Below are 18273 nucleotides of genomic sequence, written 5' to 3'. Positions count from 1 at the left end.
GCTGCCACCGTAGGCAGCAACACCAAGCGTCCGCAACCGAATTACCACACAGTCTCAGGCACCCGTCTCACCCACCGGTAGCGCCCCGAACATAGACGTGGCGACGCCCCGGGAGCGTCGCCACGTGTGAACTCAGAACTGTCTTACAACACCTTCGACAGGAAGTTCTTCGTCCTCTCTTGCTGGGGATGAGCAAGCACCTCGACGGGGTCTCCCTCCTCCACCAGGTAGCCGTCGGACATAAACATCAGACGGTCAGCCACCTCGCGAGCGAATCCCATCTCGTGGGTGACGACGACCATCGTCATCCCTCCCACAGCGAGATCCCTCATAACGTCAAGGACCTCACCGACCATCTCCGGATCGAGGGCCGAGGTCGGTTCATCGAAGAGCATGACATCGGGGTTCATGGCTAGAGCCCGTGCAATCGCGACGCGCTGTTTTTGACCACCCGAGAGTTGAGACGGACGGGCGTCGGCTTTGTCAGCCATGTGCACCCGCTCGAGCATCCGGTGGGCGCGCTCGGCAGCATCCGTCTTGTTGACCTTCTTCAGCTGCACCGGGGCAAGCATGATGTTCTCAACGACCGTCATGTTGGGGAAAAGATTGAAGTGCTGAAAAACCATTCCAACCTTCTGACGCACCTTATTAATGTCGGTGCCTTTAGCAGTGAGGTCCTGCCCCTCCACTTTGACGGTACCGCTCGTCACCTCCTCCAACAAGTTAAGGCAACGCAAGAACGTAGACTTTCCTGATCCAGAGGGGCCGATGATCGACAACACCTCACCCTTGGTAATAGTGGCGGATATTCCCTTAAGAACCTCAACCTCACCAAAGGATTTGTGGAGATCTATGACCTCGATCATGGGGCCGTCATATGTAGTTTCAGTGGTCACTTGTTCACCTTCCGATCGACGAAGTTCGACAGCTTCGTCAAGGCGAAGATGACGATGAAGTAAATAATGCCAACCATGATCCATATATCGAACGACCGGAAGTTCCGGGCGATGATTTGCTGGCCCTGGTAAGTCAGTTCAGCAAATCCGATAACGGCCAACAAAGACGTATCCTTGAGGCTTATAACAAACTGGTTGATCACAGCGGGGGTACTAATCTTAACCGCTTGGGGGACGATGACCCTACGCATTGACTGCATCCAGTTTAGGCCCAACGATCTCGATGCCTCCATCTGCCCGGGGTCCACAGATTGGATGCCGCCACGCACGATCTCGGTCATGTACGCACCGGCGTTGAGAGATAGAGTCAGAACGCCCGCTGTGAGCACACTAATTTTAATCCCGGTCACCGTCGGCAAACCGAAATAAAAGAAGAAGGCCTGCACTAGCAACGGCGTACCTCGGAAGACGTCGACGTAAATCGCGGCTATCACCTTAAGAATCCCGATTCCGGAAACCTTACAGAATCCGAAGATAACGCCGAGGATTGATGCGAACAGTAAGCTCAACACAGTTGCGGCCAGGGTCATGCCCAGGCCCTTCATCAGGGCAGGGAAGCTACTAACAAATAGCTGCCAGAAAGAATCATCTGCCTCAGAATGAGAGGATTTGAGGTACTTATCGACGATCTTGTCGTACGTACCGTCAGCCTTCATACCTGACAAGCCCTTATTGAAGGCTTTCATGAGGTCACCGTTATCGCCTTTAAGGACGGCAAATCCGTAAGAGCCGCCTGCGACTTTTGGCGTAACGGTCTTAAGGCCATTTCCCTGAGCAATGCCGTAGGCGAGCACCGGATAATCGTCAAAAACAGCCGCGGCGTTGCCGGTCTGCACTTCAGAATACATGGTGTCAGCCTTGTCGAGGGCCTTGACCGTAAACCCGTACTTCGTCGAAATGGACTTGGCGTAGGCCAGCCCCTCAGCACCGGTCTTACCTACTACAGTCTTGCCTTTGAGATCCTTGTACCCGGAGATATCCGAATCCTTCTTGACGGCCATCTGGACGCCAGATTGGAAGTAAGGATCGGAGAAGTCAAAAATCTTCTTACGCTCGTCAGTGATAGTCATCCCAGACAACACGGCGTCGGCCTGTTTTGCCTGAACGGCCTGCAACGCAGCGTCGAAGCCGATGGCTTTGATGTCGACCTTGAACCCCTCGCGGGTAGCGATCTCGTGGATAAGGTCCATGTCAATACCGACCATCTCACCTGAGGCATCTCGATATTCAAATGGTGCAAAGGTGGTGTCGGTGGCAATGATGAACGTCTTACCCTTAACCGACGCTTGATCGGCGTGAGCCTGGTCAGGCCCAAGCCCCATAAGGGTCGCTAGGCCTATCAAGACGGTCAGCACGGCGCCCATAAGCCGTCGCTGTGACACGTGAATCATGCAGTTGCTCCCAACTTGACGCCGCTGTGGCGTCCATGGCGGGCATAGTAAATGATGGGAGGTCCTTTCTGACATGCGTCCCACAAATACACATCCGCCCGGCAATAACCGGACGGATGTGTCAACAGGAGCATCCGCGAGCCATTAAACGCGCTCGTGGTGTAAGTCCTTACCCTTCGTCTCGGGCAACGTCAGGACCGTCAACGCCGAAATCACCAGCAGAATAATGACGTATATGACGAACCGATTCGGCGTCTCGGCCCAGGCCGACATGATGTAGGGGGCAGTGCCTCCAAACAAAGCAATGGCGATAGCGTAAGGGATGCCAAAGCCAGTCGCGCGTACCTTCGTTGGGAAGAGCTCAGCGTAGGCCGCTGGCGCAATGCCCAGGTAGGCACCAAGCAATATGAGCATGACGCTGATCGCAACGACGAGACGCCACATCTCGTTGCCGCCGCGCACGAACTCGTTGAGTGGCACGTAGAGGACGGCCACGCCGATGAGAGCGACGAGCATGTTGGTCTTGCGTCCGAACTTGTCGGAAAAAATGCCCCACAGCGGCAGCGATAGACAGAAGACGATGTTGCCAATGAGAGAGGCACCGAAGGCGGCGTTGGTGGAGTAACCGAGATTCTTCTCTGCGACCGCGGCTGTGGAGACCGACCAGATGTAGTAGGCAACGGTCAGCCCACAGGTCATACCAATGACCTTGATGCCCGTGCGCCAGTTCTGGAGAACGCCGCGCCACAGGTGATGCTCGGTGATCTCCTCGTCCTGGTCGAAGACCTCAGTCTCGTGCATACTGCTTCGGATCCACAGGGCGATCAGGCCGAGCACTGCACCAAGGGCGAAGGGGATGCGCCAGCCCCAGGTCTCCAGGGCATGGTCGGACAGGATGTCACGCAGGATGACGCCGAGTAGCAGGCCGAGGATCATGCCGGCGGTACCGGTGATGTAGATCGCTGAGGCCCACAATCCGCGGCGGTTGTCCGGCGCCATCTCGGACAGGTAGGTCTGGGCGGCTGGCAGCTCACCGCCGTGGGCGAGGCCCTGGATGAGCCGGGCAATCACCAGCAGCACCGATGCCCATGCGCCAATCTGGTTGTAGGTCGGGGACAAGGCGATGATGAGGGAACCGACCGATGCGAAGATGACGGCAAAGGCCAGTGAGTGCTTGCGACCGATCTTGTCGGCGAGCCATCCGAAGAATGCGCCACCGACGGGCCTGGCGACGAAGCCGACGGCGAAGATTGCCATCGTCGACAGGAAGGCCGAGGTCTTGTCACTGCTGTCGAAAAACTGGGTCGAGATGAAGACAGCGAAGCTGGCGTAGACGTTCCAGTCGTACCATTCCAGCGCGTTGCCGATTCCTGTTCCAGCGAGGGTCTTGACGACCGACTGGTTCTTGACCAGGTGAGTCGGATTGTCAACCGAGGTTGCTGTGATGGGTCCGTCGGACATGGTGGCCTCCTTATTGTATGGGGGTCAGTAGAGTTCACGCACCGCCAGGTCGGCCAGCAGTGTGGCGCCGGAGACCAGAACGGAGTCGTCGTAGTAGGCGTGTGCCGAGTGATTGCCCTGGGCATCGGCGGGGTCAGTGCCCGGCTTGGTGGCCGGGAGGATGATGAAAGCGCCTGGGACCTCCTGGAGGACCAGGGAGAAGTCCTCCGCAGCTCCCATCGGAACTGGCATGTTCACCCAGGATTCGGATCCGAAGAGTTCAGTGACACTGCGTCGCACCGCCTCGACGCTGTCGGGATGGTTGACGGTCGTCGGGTAAAGAGGATCGAGGTTGATGTGGGCGGTGACTCCGTGAGCACGAGCCACACCGTAGGCGACCTCCGGGATGAGAGAGAAGAGCTTCTCGCGGGCCCCGGAGGAGAACGCGCGCAGAGTGGCCTCGACGGTGGCGTCCTCAGGGATGACATTGCGAGCCGTCCCAGCCTCGAGGTGCCCTGCGGTGACGACGACCGGGTCGAAGATGTTGAAGCGTCGGGCGACCATGGTGTGCAGGGCGAGCACGAACTCTGCCGCGGCCGGCACCGGATCGTGGGTCAGGTGGGGTGCCGAACCATGCCCGCCCCGACCCTCGAAGATGACGGTGAGGTCATCGCTGGACGCCATAATGGTGCCCGGACGGCAATGATAGGTCCCGGCGTGGTCCATGCCGGACCACACGTGAAGGGCATAGGCGGCGTCGACACGGTGCCCGGATGCTTCCAGAACTCCTTCCTTTATCATTCGTCGGGCGCCAGCCTGGCCTTCCTCTCCCGGCTGGAACATGAAGACGACATCGCCAGGGAGATCATCGATACGCTCACATAACCCACGCACGGCCCCGACCAAGCAGGTCATGTGGCAATCATGACCGCAAGCGTGCATACTGCCGTTTGTGCTGGCCCAGCTCAACCCAGTGCGTTCCTTTACCGGAAGAGCGTCCATGTCGGCACGTAACAACACTGCACGGCGCTCCCCAGCCGGGGTACCGCGTCCACGCAGTACCGCCGTGATCGACGTCAACTCCTTTCCAGTGCTGATCTCTAGCGGAAGCCCCTCGAGCTCCCGTAGCAGTCGCGCCTGGGTACGAGGCAGATGGAGACCAAGCTCCGGCATGCCATGCAGCTCATGTCGCAACGCGACAAGATCATCTTCCATGGCGTCTAGAAACCTGCTATTCATATCTCCCCTCACTCTCTGTTAAGTTCTTAACATTCCTGGATGCAACCGCAGGCCAGACGGGTGTTCGCATATTGGACATACAGAAGTGGGGTGCTGCTGTTCGTAGGTCACTCGTATGATGCGATGCCTTGGATCCAGCAGTGTGGCGACTATGGCGATACTGAGTTGACGTCAGACTTTGCGCCCGGATACCCGCGAAGTGCCGTCCGGTCCAATCAAGAAATGCCCGCATCAGCAGTGGCAACAGTTATCATCGGTTATGATAAGAATCGGTGAAGATTACGCTCTGCCCCGGACAAAAAACTGTGAACGCGTTGCGTACAGCTTTGCTCAAGCCCACGGCACACACACCAGTCAGCCTGCAGCGTCAAGCAAGGATCTGTCGCCTTGGATGAACATCTTGTGAAGCAGCTAGTAGATACCGGAGCCGCATCTACAGGACTGGGGAGCCTCACACCCACCTAGCGTCCGGCCTCGCGGCAGCACGCAGCGCCGGCACCGTAGTCGTAGCTGTCGGAGGACGCAGGGATGCCGACGTCGTATGTCACGACCTTGTCGACCTGCACCGCCTACTCGTCCAGACATGTTCCAAGTAGCCTGATCGAGAGAGCAGAAGACCGTGGACGTCACAACTTTGCAAACTCAGGGTGAGCGAGCGGTAGCCACCAGCGCCCACACCATCGAACCGCCAGTCCATGACGGGGCGGGACGCTGGCCACTGAGTATCGTCCTGATGCCTCCACCACCTGCAGAGAGCGTTCTGGCCGCCTTAACACAGGAAGCTATCTACCTCGCCGGGACTGACCACTTGCACAGTGGGGCTGTGGGCTGTGCACATGTCACCGTCCGGGCGCTAGAGAACCGGCGACCAGTGCCACCACAAGATCCATTCGCGGTCAGTTGCGCGGGCGCACTTGACCGAGCTTGTGCTCACCACGCGCCCTTGTTCATGAAACTTGAGCGCCTCCTAATAACCCCCGGCGGCGTTCTTGCGCTCCTGCATCCCACCAGCCCGGACGCCGATGAGTTCCGCACCTACACGCTCGGCCACGAGCTCGGACGCAACGCCTACCGAGAAGGCATCCTCAGCCCCCGAGATCTCTGGTACGTGTCCCTGCTCCACTTCCGCGGCCCCATCGAGCACCCCAAAGATCTCGTGACCTGGAGCCACCAACAACTCGCTCCAATCACATGGGCCTTCCCCGATGCGGCGCTGTGTACCTACGAAATTACTACCACGGCGATGCGCCCCCGCATCCGCCACACGGCCGCGTTCGGGCGGGCGATCTGACCGCACTACTTTAATGCGACCAGTGGAATGGGTGGCAGGCAGAGTCAGTAGCTCCGGCCGTGTTGCTCGCGAGAGACCGTCGTGTCCTGATGAAAGCGGGCCCGTCAAGGCGACGTGAAACAGGGCCTCCATTCCTCTGAGAGAGATCTCTAGCGATCACCTGAGGGGTTGTGCTGTCAGTAATAGAAGGTGGTTCCTCGTTCAAACAGTTAGAACTCGCTGGTCTCTGGTGCAGCACCCGGGGGCGATAGATCGAGTCGCCCTGTTCCAGGTCACGCATGATGCCCCACAGAAAGCAGTCCGTGACCTAGATATACTCGGCAGTGACGCTGGGCACGGGCTACTCTCTCAGCTACCTCCGAGACGAGTTTGAGAAGCCGGTAACGACCTGCGAAGAGCAAACACGCAGAGTCGACGCAACAGTGGCTCATGGTAACTACGACCCGAACATGATTCCGCCAAAGTCGCATCCAAAGCCGCTCCCTTCACATCGAAAGTAGACAAGCCTTACTATTCATCCAGGCATGCTGGAAGCGTCAATGTCCATGGATGGTGGCTAGATAATGATGATAATTCCAAAGGAATGAAGGCCCGAGTTACGGTTTATCTGTGGGCCAAAAAGGGGTCGCAGTGGGTCCAAGTGAACAAGATTCCTACCAAGAAGAACCCGGTGACTGTCTATGCCGGGGGAAGCGGCGACAAACGAGCCTCAGCATCAGTATCCTGTCGTAGCCACAAACTTACTTGGTATCACGGACAAGTTAATGTAGACATTATTGGCGCCATCGACACACCCAATCGACCCAACTCGCATGACGTGAAATTAAGCTGCCGACCATGGTAAAAGAACAACGCCCATGCATCATCGGCAACGTAGCCATCAGCACAACGCTCCACCTCGCACTCAACGACATCGGAGCATTCACTGACACCGATGAACTACGCATCCTCACGGAATCAGCCCAATCCCACGGCTACTTCGACCCGTTACCTTGCTGGTGACCCCGTAAGGAGGGGTCACGGTCGCCGGGCCCGGCATGACTTGCTGCCCCTGTCTCATGAATGATCCGGGGGGGTGTTGTCACCGGGCTTGGTGGCGCCAGCCGACCGCTGATAGGGACACGGCCTGCTTCAAAGGTCTCTTCGTAACGTGGGTGCCGGCAGCTGACGCATCACCACCCGGGCGACCGTTCATCTCGGGATGGAAGGATGGCGGTTGTCATGAATCAGGACAGCGGCTTCGACATCTGGTGCGGGCTGGACGTTGGCAAGACCGACCACCACGCCTGCGCATTGGATGCTGCTGGCCGGAAGGTCTTCGACAAGCCCCTGCCCCAGGACCAGAAGCGCCTCGAGGAACTCTTCGACAAGCTCCAGACCCATGGCCGGGTCCTGGTGATCGTTGACCAGCCGAACACAATCGGAGCACTACCCATCGCGGTCGCCCGGTCCATGGGAATCCAGGTCGCCTACCTGCCCGGGCTGGCCATGCGCCGCGCAGCAGACCTCTACCCGGGCAACGCCAAGACCGACGCCCGCGACGCGTTCGTCATCGCCGACACCGCGAGGACCATGCCCCACACCCTGCGCCGGGTCGACGCCGGCGAGGAAACCCTCGCGGAGCTGAAGGTGTTGGTCGGGTTCGACGAGGACCTCGCCGCCGAAGCGACCCGGCTGTCGAACCGCATCCGAGGATTGCTCACCCAGATCCACCCGGCCCTGGAACGCGTTGTCGGACCCCGGTTGACCACCAAGCAAGGCCTCGCGGTGATCGAGCAGCCCGGCGGGCCCCAGGCCATGGCCGCTGCGTCGAAGTCCAAGCTGCTGCGGGTCATCAGCAAGGCCTACCCGCGCGGCGCCCAAGAGTTCGCCGATGCCATCACCACCGCCCTGGCCGAGCAGACCGTCATCGTTGCCGGAACCGCCGCAGCCGAGCAGGTCCTGCCCCAACTCGCTGCATCGCTGCGCCAGACGCTGGACCAGCGACACGCACTCGCGGCGCAGATCGAACAGGTTGTTGATGCTCACCCTCTTGCCAAGATCCTGACCTCGATGCCAGGCGTCGGGGTCAGGACCGCAGCACGGATCCTGCTCGACGTCGGCGACGCCTCCCAATTCCCCACCGCCGGACACCTCGCCGCCTACGCCGGACTCGCCCCAGTCACCCGACGATCCGGAACCAGCATCCGCGGCGAGTTTCCCGCCCGCTCTGGCAACAAACACCTCAAACGAGCCCTGTTCCTGTCCGCCTTCGCCGCACTGCGCTCAGACCCCACCTCCAAGGCCTACTACGACCGCAAACGAGCCCAGGGCAAGAAGCACAACGCCGCCCTCATCTGCTTGTCACGCCGACGCTGTGATGTCCTGTTCGCCATGCTCAAGAACCGGGAGCCCTACCGGGCCCCCACCCCAACGCGAGAGCCATCACCCCTGCCCCTCGCCGCTTGACGGGGAACATAGGGACACCCCCCACTAGAAAACCGGGAATACCTCATAGAAGAACCCATCGGAGTAGTCGTATCCGACACCAGCCAACCCGAATATCTCACCCTACGCCTAGACTCTCACCCCGAGCACCACATCCTCGGACGACCCGGCATGAAAATCATGCTCGTCCTCGCCGATGCCCTCCGACTCATAGGGTTATCCACTCCCCAAAGCATTGACGTCGAATGCGTCTATTTCGACCCCTGCGACTGGGATCTCCTCAACCCAGACCCCGATGACCACGTGGATATGATCTCGACCCTCAGCCGCGAGGTCTGCCGGTGGATGTCTCCTCACCTCACCCTCACCTGGCACATGCCCGACGACATCACAGCCCTAGGCTGGCTATTTGACCTCATCACCCTCCTCCAAGGCCAACCACCACAACACATCCACGCCACCCCAAACGAACAAAGAATCCGACCCTGGTAAACACCGATAGAAACTCAACGCTATAGCGCCTGGACATTAGAAGAATTGAGACTCTGGCATATTATGGAGCCCATGCTGCAATGCGACGAGGACGCCTTACCTCACCTTAATACGCTTCTTAAGATTTTGGGATATGGCCCTAAACTACATGCAGATTTTCTGGGAATACCTGCCGATTATTATGGCACAGTAATAAAAATCGACATTATCAGGACTCTCACTTCACGGCACCGGCCGTCAGACCGCCTATAAGCCTCTTCTCAATGAGAGCAAACAAAATGATGACAGGCACGATAGCAACCATGGCAGTAGTGAACAGATACTGCCAATCACGAACATAGAGGCCAAGGAATCGCGGCATCGAAACCGTCAGCGGTTGCAGATCGGGCTGCTGTACCAGCACGAATGCAGCCGCGTACTCATTCCAAGTATTGACGAAAGCGAAGATCGTCGCCGTCACGATTCCTGGCCATACCAGCGGTAGAGAAATCTTGAACATCGTCTGAACTCGCCCCAGGCCGTCGATGAGTGCAGCCTCGTCAATCTCCTTGGGAATCGACGAGAAGAAAGCATGCATGATCCAAATCGCGAAGGACAGGTTGAACGCTGCGTTGATGAGGATCAGCGCACCCCAAATAGCGTAGCCAGTCCAGCCGGAGAATTCCTGGTATAAACCGACGGCCAGCACCGTCGGCTGCAGCATCTGGGCCGTCAATACCAGGAATAGGAAGGGCAGCCGCCCCGGGAAGCGAAACCGAGCGACGTAGTAGGCAGCCGGAGTCGCAATGAGCAGCACGAGCAAGGTTGCGCCGAAGGAAATGATGGCTGTGGCAAGCAGGGATTTACCCGGGGCAACATTCGACGACCAGACGTCGACATAGTTACTCCATATCGCTTTCTCAGGAAGATAGGTCGGAGGAATGCGACGCAGGTCCGACTGAGACTTCAGTGAACTGATGAACATCAGCAGGTAGGGGAAAGCGAAGAAAATAACCGTGACGAGGGATCCGATAATAACTAGGACAGGATTAGGGCGGTGATTGATGCCACCTCGAGGCTTAATGGTGTCCATGTCAGTCGACCTCCTTCGTCGGCTTCACAGTCGCGACATAGATCGCGATAATGATAAGGCAGAATAGGAAGTTGAGCACCGACAACGCACTGGCCACGCCTGGTCCGAGCTGCAATTTATATTCAAAGATGAGGGTAGTCGTGATGTGTCCGCGATGGTAACCCGGGGTTTCTTGCAAGATCTTAAGAATCGGCAAGGAATTAAAGACATTAATGATGTTGATGAGGGTGGCTACCGCAATCGCCGGGCGCAGCATCGGCAATACGACGTGGCGGTAACGCTGGAAGGCTGTAGCACCGTCGACGTGACTGGCTTCAATGATGTCAGTCGGCACCGACTGCAAGCCAGCAAGAATGGTGTAGGTCGTAAAAGGTAAGGAAACGTAGACCGCAACAAAAACAGCCGCCCAGAAAGCCGAGACCGGGTTCTTTGTAAAGCCGTAGGCATGCTGCAAGATTCCGGTGTCAACGAACAACCGGTTGAATAGACCAACGTCAGGCTGCAAACCATAGCTGAACACCGTCGTCGTCATAACGACCGAGCAGGCCCAGGGAAGAATGACGAAGAGACGCACTAGCTTGCGTCCCCGAAAATTGAGGTTAAGGAACTGAGCAAGCAGCAGGGACAGAACGACCGTCACGATGACAACGACCACCACCCACACGACGGTGTTGACGATGATCCGACCGATGGGGACGGTGGGGAAAGTCAGCGCACCCGCCTTGCCGATGTAGTTGTCCAGGCCAGTAAAGTCACGGGAAATCCCGTACTTGTTGAATCTTATGAAGGAGTAGTACACCAACAGAATTGCCGGGAACAGTACCACCCCAAAAATAAGCAACAGGGACGGCGCGATCCACGGCAGGGCGCGCACGGTCTCGCGGCCTCCCTCCCGATGCCGACGCGGTTTCGTCATGTCATAGGTCCTCTCGTACCACGGGAGGCGGGATCGCCCCGCCTCCCGTCACGAACGGGCATCAGCCCTGGGCGTCAACCTGCTTCTGGATGTTGTCCAGGACGGTCTTGGGATCCTGAGTTTCCAGCTTGCCGGCACCACCTTGCAAAGCGTCCTTGAGGGCGTCCCATTCCGGATTGCCGACGGGCTCAAACTTCACAACCTTGAGGGCGTCATAGAACGGCGCGAAATGGCCAGCATCCTTAGTCGCAGCAGTAATCTGCGAGGTCGTCACCGGCATCAGACCGGTGGGTTTGTACCACTTGGAGTACACCTCGTCGGAGTAGAACATATTGAGGAAAGCCGACGTTGCCTGCTTGCGCTTCGCATCCTGGTTATTGAAGGCCAGCAGGAAATCGGTGACGCCGAAAGCGACCGGCTTGCCGTCCTTAGACGGCACGGGCGCAAGTTTGTACTTGACGTTCGGGAAGTCCTTGTCTGTAGTAGCCAGCAGACCAGTGTGCATGAGCAACATGCCGAGCTTGCCGTTGTTCCACAGATCGACCGCTTGCTGACGGTTCGTCGAGCCAGAGTTCGGCTGGACGGCATTGGCGTCAATAAGCTTCTTCATCTCGGTGTAGGCCTCGACCGCCTTAGGACTGTTAGCGACGAGTTTCTCACCGTCGACCCACGAGCCACCGGCGCCCCACAACCACAAAGAGGACTCCACTTGGGCCTCCTCACGACCCAGCGGCATGCCGTAGCCATATACGGAATTGCCGAGCTTGGAGACCTTCATAGCATCCTGTTCAAGGTCAGCCCACGTCTTCGGGGCCTCCTTGATGCCGGCCTTCTCGAACAACGTGGTGTTATAGGCGAGCATGCGCGAGGAGGCGACGTCAGGAGCGGCCCACTGGGTACCATCCTTGCCCTTGCCGTTAGCCAGCAATGCCGGCTCGATGGACGCGAGGGTCTCCTTGTCAAGCATCTCGTCCATCGGATAGAGCAGACCACCCTCGCCAGCAGCCGCATAGGCGTTGTCGTTGAGGATGTCCGGATAATCCTTAGCCTGAATACGAGCCTGCACCTTGGAGGTGAAATCGTCCCATCCCTCGATCTGAAGCTCAACTTTGACCTTGGGGTACTTCTCGTTGAACTTCTTGATGATGGCTTCCCAATCGCTCTTCGACGACTCAGAATACGACGGGGCAAGGACCTTTATCGTCGTCTCGAGACTTGCCGGATCCTCGTTGGAAGCCGCAGTCGTGTCGCCGCCACCGCCACCACCGCAGGCGGTCAGCGCGAACGTCGCGGCAATAAGACTCGCGCCAATCTTGTACATCCGCTTCATAAAGCGTTCCTTTCGGGTTCCAGTGGTCCAACGCTGGCTCACTGATACAACGACGGTGGCACACTCCACCGGCTCTGGACATTAAAATACAGCGTTCTGCGAACCGAGAACTGGTCTGGACAACTCTTTCATGAAACCTGTCGACGCAGCGTGAGCGGACGTCACGTCAGTGAGTTGCTGAACGCCGAGCAACAGTGACGACGAGGATCGTCGAAAGGATGAAAGTTCCTTCCATCCACAGCGTCAAGGTGCGCCACCCGAAATGATGAAAGACAAGGCCTGATAGATAACCTACGATGGACGACCCCAAGTAATAACAGGCCAGATAGGTGCCCGACGCTTCCGCGCGATCCTTGTTCGCGAGAGCACCAACCCACCCTGAAGCGACAGAATGAACGATGAAGAATCCGTAGGTGAACACCGCGACGCCGATGAGAATAACCGACAAGCGGGTACTGATGACCATAGGCAGGCCTACCAGACCCAGCACCGCGCCACCGAGGATCGTCCGAGAGCGGCCCCATCGTGTAACGACGGTGCCGGTACGTGCCGAAGCAACCGTCCCAAAAAGGTACAGAAGAAAGATGCCACCAACCCCCGATTGGGAAAAATGGAATGGAGCAGTAGTGAGGCGGTAGCCAAGAAAGTCATAGAGGGAGACGAAAGTCCCCATAGCTAAAAAGGCCACCAAAAACAGTGATGCCTTACGTGAATCGTACCAATGGTTGAGGACGGCTTGCATCTCGGTGCGAAGGCCAATCGCTTTCGGGACGAACCGCCGCTCCTTCGGCATAATAAAAACTGTCACGACCGTGCAAGCCAGCGCAAACAACATGTCGACGGCCAGCGCCCACCGCCACCCAGTGAAATTGAGCATTCCAGCTGGAATAAGTCGCCCTAGTAATCCACCGACGGTATTTCCAGCCACGTAAAGACCCATTGCCTGAGGAAGGTAGTGCGGATCAATTTCCTGAGACAGCCAGGCCATAGCGGTCGCGGGAACACCCGCAACCATGAGGCCTTGCACACCACGACCAACGACAAGCCAGCTGAGGCTGGGAGCAAAGGGCAATAGCAGACCGACGGCGACTGCCGCAGCCGCTGATCCGACGATGACGCGACCACGGCCGAAGCGTTCTGACAAGACCGAAGCAGGAAGAATGGTGAGGGCTAACACACCTGTCGCAGCGCTGACAGTCAAGGATGCGTCGGCCGCTGAGGCACCAAGGGCGTCGGTGAGAGTTGGCATAAGGGCCTGCGTGCAGTACATAGTGTTGAACGAAGCCAGACCAGCAGCCACGAGGGCAACGAGCGCAGTTACATAACCAGGACGCCCCCTCCTCAATCCCTCGGGTAAGACTACGGACGCTGACTCTTCCTCGGCAGTACTCACCCAACCATTGTCTACCCACGTGCCAGCATCACATAGATATTTGCTTATCGAGAAATGTCATGAATTCATGATACGACGAAATTGACTGCAGTTCTGTTAACAATTCCTGATCATAAAGAACGCGGATCAGCAGTTGATAGAGCCTCACAAAATCATCGTAGTCCCCTCATTGATGGCAAGAAGGAAAACCAAGCTAACGTCCGACGTTTCCCAGTTAATCGGGGTTGACGGTATGAGAACGTCATAAGAACAGCAATTTTGCTGAACACCGTAGCCCACATCCTTCGCGGCCAGGCAGGCGACGTTTACAAGGCCCTCGCCGCCATCACTCCACCAGCTTGAGGCCAATGACACACCCAACGATCCCGCCTAGCAGCAGAATCTTGGCCACCGACACCGGCTCGGCACCAACAATCATCGCGTAAGCGACAGTGACCACGGCTCCAATCCCAACCCATACCGCGTAGGCTGTACCGACGGGCAGGGATTTCATGGCAATAGCCAGGCCAAACATGCTCGCAGCACACCCAGCAACGACGACAATGCTCGGAAACAGTTTTGTGAACCCCTCAGATCGACCCATCGCCGTAGCCCAGACAGCCTCCAAGGATCCGGACAACACAAGAATCAGCCATGCCACGACAGCAACCACCTTTTCAGGCCGTCTTGTCGCTGTCCGGGTACGGCTCCCTCGTCCGGGTCCCGCTGATCGGGGGCGGAACAATTCTCTCAAATGGTGGGCTGTTTTGCCCAAACCACTCATCAACAGACATGACGCACACACGGGAGCGCATTGTCAGCACGCCGCCCCCTAGAAGCAACGAAACCCCTAGATGACTAGGGGTTTCACACTGTGGGCCTAACTGGACTTGAACCAGTGACCTCCGCCTTATCAGGGCGGCGCTCTAACCGACTGAGCTATAGGCCCAAACCTCGACCGGCTTCCCGGTCGCGAGTGAAAACTTTACTGGATGACACTCCAAATAACCAAATCGAATCCAATCGAGGGGCCGCACACTCCGTTCAAAACGGCACGCCACAATGAACGACGACGTTGGAGTATGGAGTTGTCTCCCCTGTGCGCACCACGAAGGAGACGCTCGGCAGTAACCTCTTGAGGTCCTCATGACTAACGGCGTCAACCTCTTCGATCCGGCTCCTCACCCACTGCTCCGGCTCATGGTTAATCGCTTCGGTAGCGATCGTCGCCCCGTCCACGACGACCTCGTCGAGGATCGCGTCAAAGACCTCCTGAAACCTCGGAACCCCCAGTACTAACGCAAGATCAATAACCGGGACCTCACGAGGAATTGGCAACCCGGCATCAGCGACTACGAAACTCTGAGTGTGCCCCAATCTGGCCACCGCAGCGCACAGTTGGGGATTGAGCAGGCCACTCTTCTTCATGCGTATTCTCCTCGGCGAATATCCTCGATTTCCCCGACGCTGGGATAGGACGCCTGTGCTCCCGGCTTTGTCACCGTCAGCGTCGCCACTGCGGTCGCAAAACGGCAACCTTCCAGAAGGGTACGGCCGCGGGCCAGCTCCGCAGCCAGTGCACCAACAAACGCATCACCCGCACCGACGGTGTCAACAGCCTCTGCTTTCGCTGCAGCCACGGCGTCGAACCCTTCTGGCCCGCCAACGACGCATCCGGCCGATCCCAGTGTGATGACAACACTTCGGCACCCAAGATTCAGCAGCTCGCGCAAAGCCGCATCAGGATCATCCTCGAGACGAGGGATCGTCGATCCTAACGCAAGAGCTACCAGCGCCGCTTCATGCTCATTGACCACCAGCGGATCAGCCATACGAATGACCTCTGGATCAACGTCAATTACCGGCGCTAAATTGAACACGAATCGCTGAGCGCAGCGAGCAGCTTCGGCGATCCCGTCAGACGGAATCTCCCCTTGGCACACCACGACGTTAGCGTCCTGGAGGCGCTCAGCCTGAGCCCGAACAGTCTGCGCATCAACGGTCCCATTCGCAGCTGCGATGACGATAATCGAGTTTTCTCCCGAATCTGCCACCATGACGACGGCCGTTCCCGTCAATATGTCACGACGAACAACGCCATCAAGGTTGACGCACTCCGATAACAGCGAGAGAGCAGTTTCAGATGCCGGGTCCTTCCCCACAGCTCCGACCATCGCAACCTGGACACCACATCGTGCCGCCGCGAGAGCCTGATTAGCCCCCTTACCGCCGGGGGTTAATGTGGCCTCACCTCCAGCCAAGGTCTCCCCCGGTCCTGGAAATCTCTCGACGCCGACCCTCATGTCGGCATTGATCGATCCAACGACGGTGACGGTGGCTGTTGCGTCGCTCATTCGTAATCCTTCGCGTTGTCCTTAGTCACCAGCACAACCTTGATCGGAGTGGTCTTAGAAACCTGTTTACCAGCCAGTATGTCGGCTGCTTGGTCAACCGCGGTCTTACCGAGGAGGGCAGGCTGCTGAGCGATCGTCGCTCCCATAGTTCCAGCCTTAACAGCTTTGATGCCGTCAGCAGTGCCGTCGAAGCCCACAATCTTGACACTCTTGCCAGCCTGTGAACCTAAGGCAGAGATTGCACCAATAGCCATCTCGTCGTTCTCAGCGAAAATGCCAGCAGCCTTGGGATGCGCCTGCATGAGGTTGGTCGTCACGTCAAGAGCCTTAGAACGATCAAAATTGGCGGTCTGCTTGGCAACCACTTTGATGCCTGGATGTTTGGCGATTTCCTCGCTGAATCCCTTACCACGGTCACGGGAAGCCGAGGCACCCGGGGTTCCCTGTAGGTGGATAACTTCACCCTTTTCTCCCATGATCTCAGCGAGCTTCTTAGCAGCATCGACACCACCAGCAACATTGTCAGACGCGATGAAGGAAGCGACGTCACCGCTGCTGGCACTGCGGTCCACCGTAATTACTGGAATCTTTGCCTTATTGAGGGCCTTCACAGACGGAGCAACAGCGTCGGAATCAGTTGGATTAACAATGACTACTTTGGCTGAAGTAGATACTGCGTTGGCTAGCTGATTAGCTTGAGTAGCGGCATCGTCTGAAGCATCTTGCACCTGGAGGTTAACTCCCTTGGCCTTGGCCTCCTTCTTTGCACCGTCAACCAGCTGGACGAAGAACGGATTTGTCTGCGTAGATACAGCAAATACCACTGTTCCCGACGCAGATGAATCAGATCCGCCGTCACGGTTGCAGCCAGCCAGACCGGTGGAAGCCATCGTTGCGACGACCGCCGTCGCAAGCACTTTGTGAGCAGTCTTGAACTTCATCGTTCTACCTTTCATTTTTCCACAGTTTTCGAATGTTGTGCTCAGGACTCTTTCTTGGACCTAAAGACGTCAAATCCAACAGCCAGAGCAATGACACAGCCAATGACGACTTGCTGCCAGAATGATGAGACATTAAGAATATTGAGACCGTTACGGATAACAGCTAATAAAACCGCGCCGATAAAGGTGCCACTTGCTTTTCCAGATCCCCCCGACAAGGAGGCTCCACCAATAACAACGGCTGCAATGGCATCAAGTTCATATCCCAGACCTGCCTGGGGCTGAGCCGAGGAGAGTCGACCGGCCAGCACCAGACCAGCCAAGCCGGCGAATAGACCGGCGAGGGCATACACAGCCACGAGGATGCGACGCACCGGAATACCAGAGAGGCGGGCAGCTTCTTCGTTACCACCAATGGCATAAAGGGAACGCCCGATTACGGTACGTGACAGGATGAACCAGCACACCACACCGGCAAGGGCCAACATAACGACGGGAACGGGAATGACCCCGAGGTCAGCGCCCAGCTGATTTACCGCGTCAGAAGTGGCTACTGGGGTACCCCCAGAGATGACGAGAGTTAACCCACGGGCCACGCTCATCATGGCCAACGTAGCAATAAACGCAGGAAGTTTTCCGTATGCGATAGCCAAACCAGACACAGCTCCAGCAAGCAGTCCAATGAGTAAACCGACGATGAGGGTGAGCCATCCCGGCAGACCGACGTTGGAGAACATCCACGCTGACACCATGGCCGACAGAGCGGCAACCGACCCCACAGACAGGTCAATGCCGGAGGTGACGATGACAAAGGTCATACCGAAAGCCATAATCGCTACCACCGCTGCCTGGATGCCAATATTAATGATATTTGGCACGGTGAGGAAGACCGGGGTTGCGATAAACAAAGCAACACACAAAATCATCAGGCCAACCAGGGCGCCGTGACTAAGAGCCCATGAACCTATTCTTCTACCAACTGATGATTTTTGCACAGTAGTGGTTGATGCAGTGGTCACGATGATATTTCCTTTCCCGATTATCACCAATCG

At 57.4% G+C, this 18273-nt stretch carries 16 protein-coding genes, 1 tRNA gene, 4 pseudogenes and 1 riboswitch; of the genes and pseudogenes, 6 read left to right on the top strand and 15 right to left on the bottom strand.

Features of this window, described 5'->3' with window-relative positions; translation table 11 throughout:
* Positions 1-143: 143 nt before the first annotated feature.
* The 4 genes from FYJ43_RS01195 to FYJ43_RS01180 all read right to left on the bottom strand — a co-directional run bounded on the left by FYJ43_RS01195 (position 144) and on the right by FYJ43_RS01180 (position 5026).
* Positions 144-896, bottom strand: coding sequence for an amino acid ABC transporter ATP-binding protein (locus FYJ43_RS01195; RefSeq protein ID WP_456064341.1), 753 nt, complete (start codon positions 894-896; stop codon positions 144-146).
* A complete protein-coding gene (locus tag FYJ43_RS01190) occupies positions 893-2347 on the bottom strand; it encodes an amino acid ABC transporter substrate-binding protein/permease (protein WP_154561249.1) in 1455 nt (484 codons plus the stop codon). Before FYJ43_RS01190 ends, FYJ43_RS01195 begins: the two co-directional genes overlap by 4 nt.
* A 144-nt stretch (positions 2348-2491) precedes the next feature.
* Positions 2492-3808: an MFS transporter gene (locus FYJ43_RS01185; protein WP_154561247.1), complete on the bottom strand. Its 1317-nt coding sequence runs from the start codon at positions 3806-3808 to the stop codon at positions 2492-2494.
* Positions 3809-3832: 24 nt separating this feature from the next.
* Positions 3833-5026 carry a M20 metallopeptidase family protein gene (locus FYJ43_RS01180; protein ID WP_154561245.1) on the bottom strand — a complete coding sequence of 398 codons (1194 nt, stop codon included), beginning with the start codon at positions 5024-5026 and terminating at the stop codon, positions 3833-3835.
* 464 nt (positions 5027-5490) lie between these two features.
* Here FYJ43_RS01180 and FYJ43_RS01175 point away from each other — a divergent pair.
* The 6 genes and pseudogenes from FYJ43_RS01175 to FYJ43_RS01150 all read left to right on the top strand — a co-directional run.
* Positions 5491-5622, top strand: a pseudogene (locus FYJ43_RS01175) (phosphatase); the annotation flags it as partial.
* A 353-nt stretch (positions 5623-5975) separates the two neighbouring features.
* Positions 5976-6317 carry a hypothetical protein gene (locus FYJ43_RS01170; protein WP_154562068.1) on the top strand — a complete coding sequence of 114 codons (342 nt, stop codon included), beginning with the start codon at positions 5976-5978 and terminating at the stop codon, positions 6315-6317.
* Positions 6318-6753: 436 nt separating this feature from the next.
* Positions 6754-7161 (top strand): annotated as a pseudogene (locus tag FYJ43_RS12440) (hypothetical protein); the annotation flags it as partial.
* The gene (locus tag FYJ43_RS01160; protein ID WP_154561241.1) at positions 7155-7319 is read left to right on the top strand and encodes a hypothetical protein; all 165 of its coding nucleotides are present in this window, start codon (positions 7155-7157) and stop codon (positions 7317-7319) included. The pseudogene FYJ43_RS12440 and the gene FYJ43_RS01160, both read left to right, overlap by 7 nt.
* Positions 7320-7538: 219 nt before the next feature.
* Complete coding sequence (locus FYJ43_RS01155; protein WP_154561238.1) at positions 7539-8765, top strand: IS110 family RNA-guided transposase; 1227 nt, start codon at positions 7539-7541, stop codon at positions 8763-8765.
* A gap of 18 nt (positions 8766-8783) precedes the next feature.
* Positions 8784-9236, top strand: a pseudogene (locus tag FYJ43_RS01150) (hypothetical protein); the annotation flags it as partial.
* 217 nt (positions 9237-9453) lie between these two features.
* Here the strand turns inward: FYJ43_RS01150 and FYJ43_RS01145 are convergent.
* The 11 genes and pseudogenes from FYJ43_RS01145 to FYJ43_RS01100 form a co-directional block, all read right to left on the bottom strand.
* Entirely contained in the window at positions 9454-10308 is an 855-nt protein-coding gene (locus FYJ43_RS01145) for a carbohydrate ABC transporter permease (RefSeq protein WP_154561236.1), read from the bottom strand.
* Position 10309: 1 nt separating this feature from the next.
* A complete protein-coding gene (locus tag FYJ43_RS01140) occupies positions 10310-11224 on the bottom strand; it encodes a carbohydrate ABC transporter permease (RefSeq protein WP_154561234.1) in 915 nt (304 codons plus the stop codon).
* Positions 11225-11285: 61 nt separating this feature from the next.
* Positions 11286-12554 carry an ABC transporter substrate-binding protein gene (locus FYJ43_RS01135; RefSeq protein WP_154561232.1) on the bottom strand — a complete coding sequence of 423 codons (1269 nt, stop codon included), beginning with the start codon at positions 12552-12554 and terminating at the stop codon, positions 11286-11288.
* Positions 12555-12720: 166 nt separating this feature from the next.
* Entirely contained in the window at positions 12721-13947 is a 1227-nt protein-coding gene (locus FYJ43_RS01130) for an MFS transporter (protein WP_326833215.1), read from the bottom strand.
* Between the two features lie 28 nt (positions 13948-13975).
* A pseudogene (locus tag FYJ43_RS12140) lies at positions 13976-14187 on the bottom strand (PTS sugar transporter subunit IIA); the annotation flags it as partial.
* Between the two features lie 85 nt (positions 14188-14272).
* Entirely contained in the window at positions 14273-14587 is a 315-nt protein-coding gene (locus tag FYJ43_RS01125; RefSeq protein ID WP_326833214.1) for a DMT family transporter, read from the bottom strand.
* Between the two features lie 15 nt (positions 14588-14602).
* A riboswitch (guanidine-III (ykkC-III) riboswitch) is annotated at positions 14603-14667 on the bottom strand.
* Positions 14668-14801: 134 nt separating this feature from the next.
* A tRNA-Ile gene (locus FYJ43_RS01120) sits at positions 14802-14875 on the bottom strand.
* A gap of 95 nt (positions 14876-14970) precedes the next feature.
* Positions 14971-15354, bottom strand: coding sequence for a D-ribose pyranase (gene rbsD, locus FYJ43_RS01115; protein ID WP_154561230.1), 384 nt, complete (start codon positions 15352-15354; stop codon positions 14971-14973).
* Positions 15351-16280 (bottom strand): ribokinase, encoded by a 930-nt coding sequence (locus tag FYJ43_RS01110; RefSeq protein ID WP_154561228.1) that lies wholly within the window; start codon positions 16278-16280, stop codon positions 15351-15353. Before FYJ43_RS01110 ends, rbsD begins: the two co-directional genes overlap by 4 nt.
* Entirely contained in the window at positions 16277-17221 is a 945-nt protein-coding gene (locus FYJ43_RS01105; protein WP_154561218.1) for a D-ribose ABC transporter substrate-binding protein, read from the bottom strand. Before FYJ43_RS01105 ends, FYJ43_RS01110 begins: the two co-directional genes overlap by 4 nt.
* 41 nt (positions 17222-17262) lie before the next feature.
* Complete coding sequence (locus FYJ43_RS01100; protein ID WP_326833299.1) at positions 17263-18264, bottom strand: ABC transporter permease; 1002 nt, start codon at positions 18262-18264, stop codon at positions 17263-17265.
* Between the last annotated feature and the right edge of the window lie 9 nt (positions 18265-18273).

It is taken from the genome of Cutibacterium porci (genome assembly GCF_009696315.1).
In the GTDB taxonomy this organism is placed as follows: domain Bacteria; phylum Actinomycetota; class Actinomycetes; order Propionibacteriales; family Propionibacteriaceae; genus Cutibacterium; species Cutibacterium porci.
The sequence above is the reverse complement of the archived record's forward strand: the minus strand, read 5'-3'. Positions and strand labels throughout refer to the sequence as shown.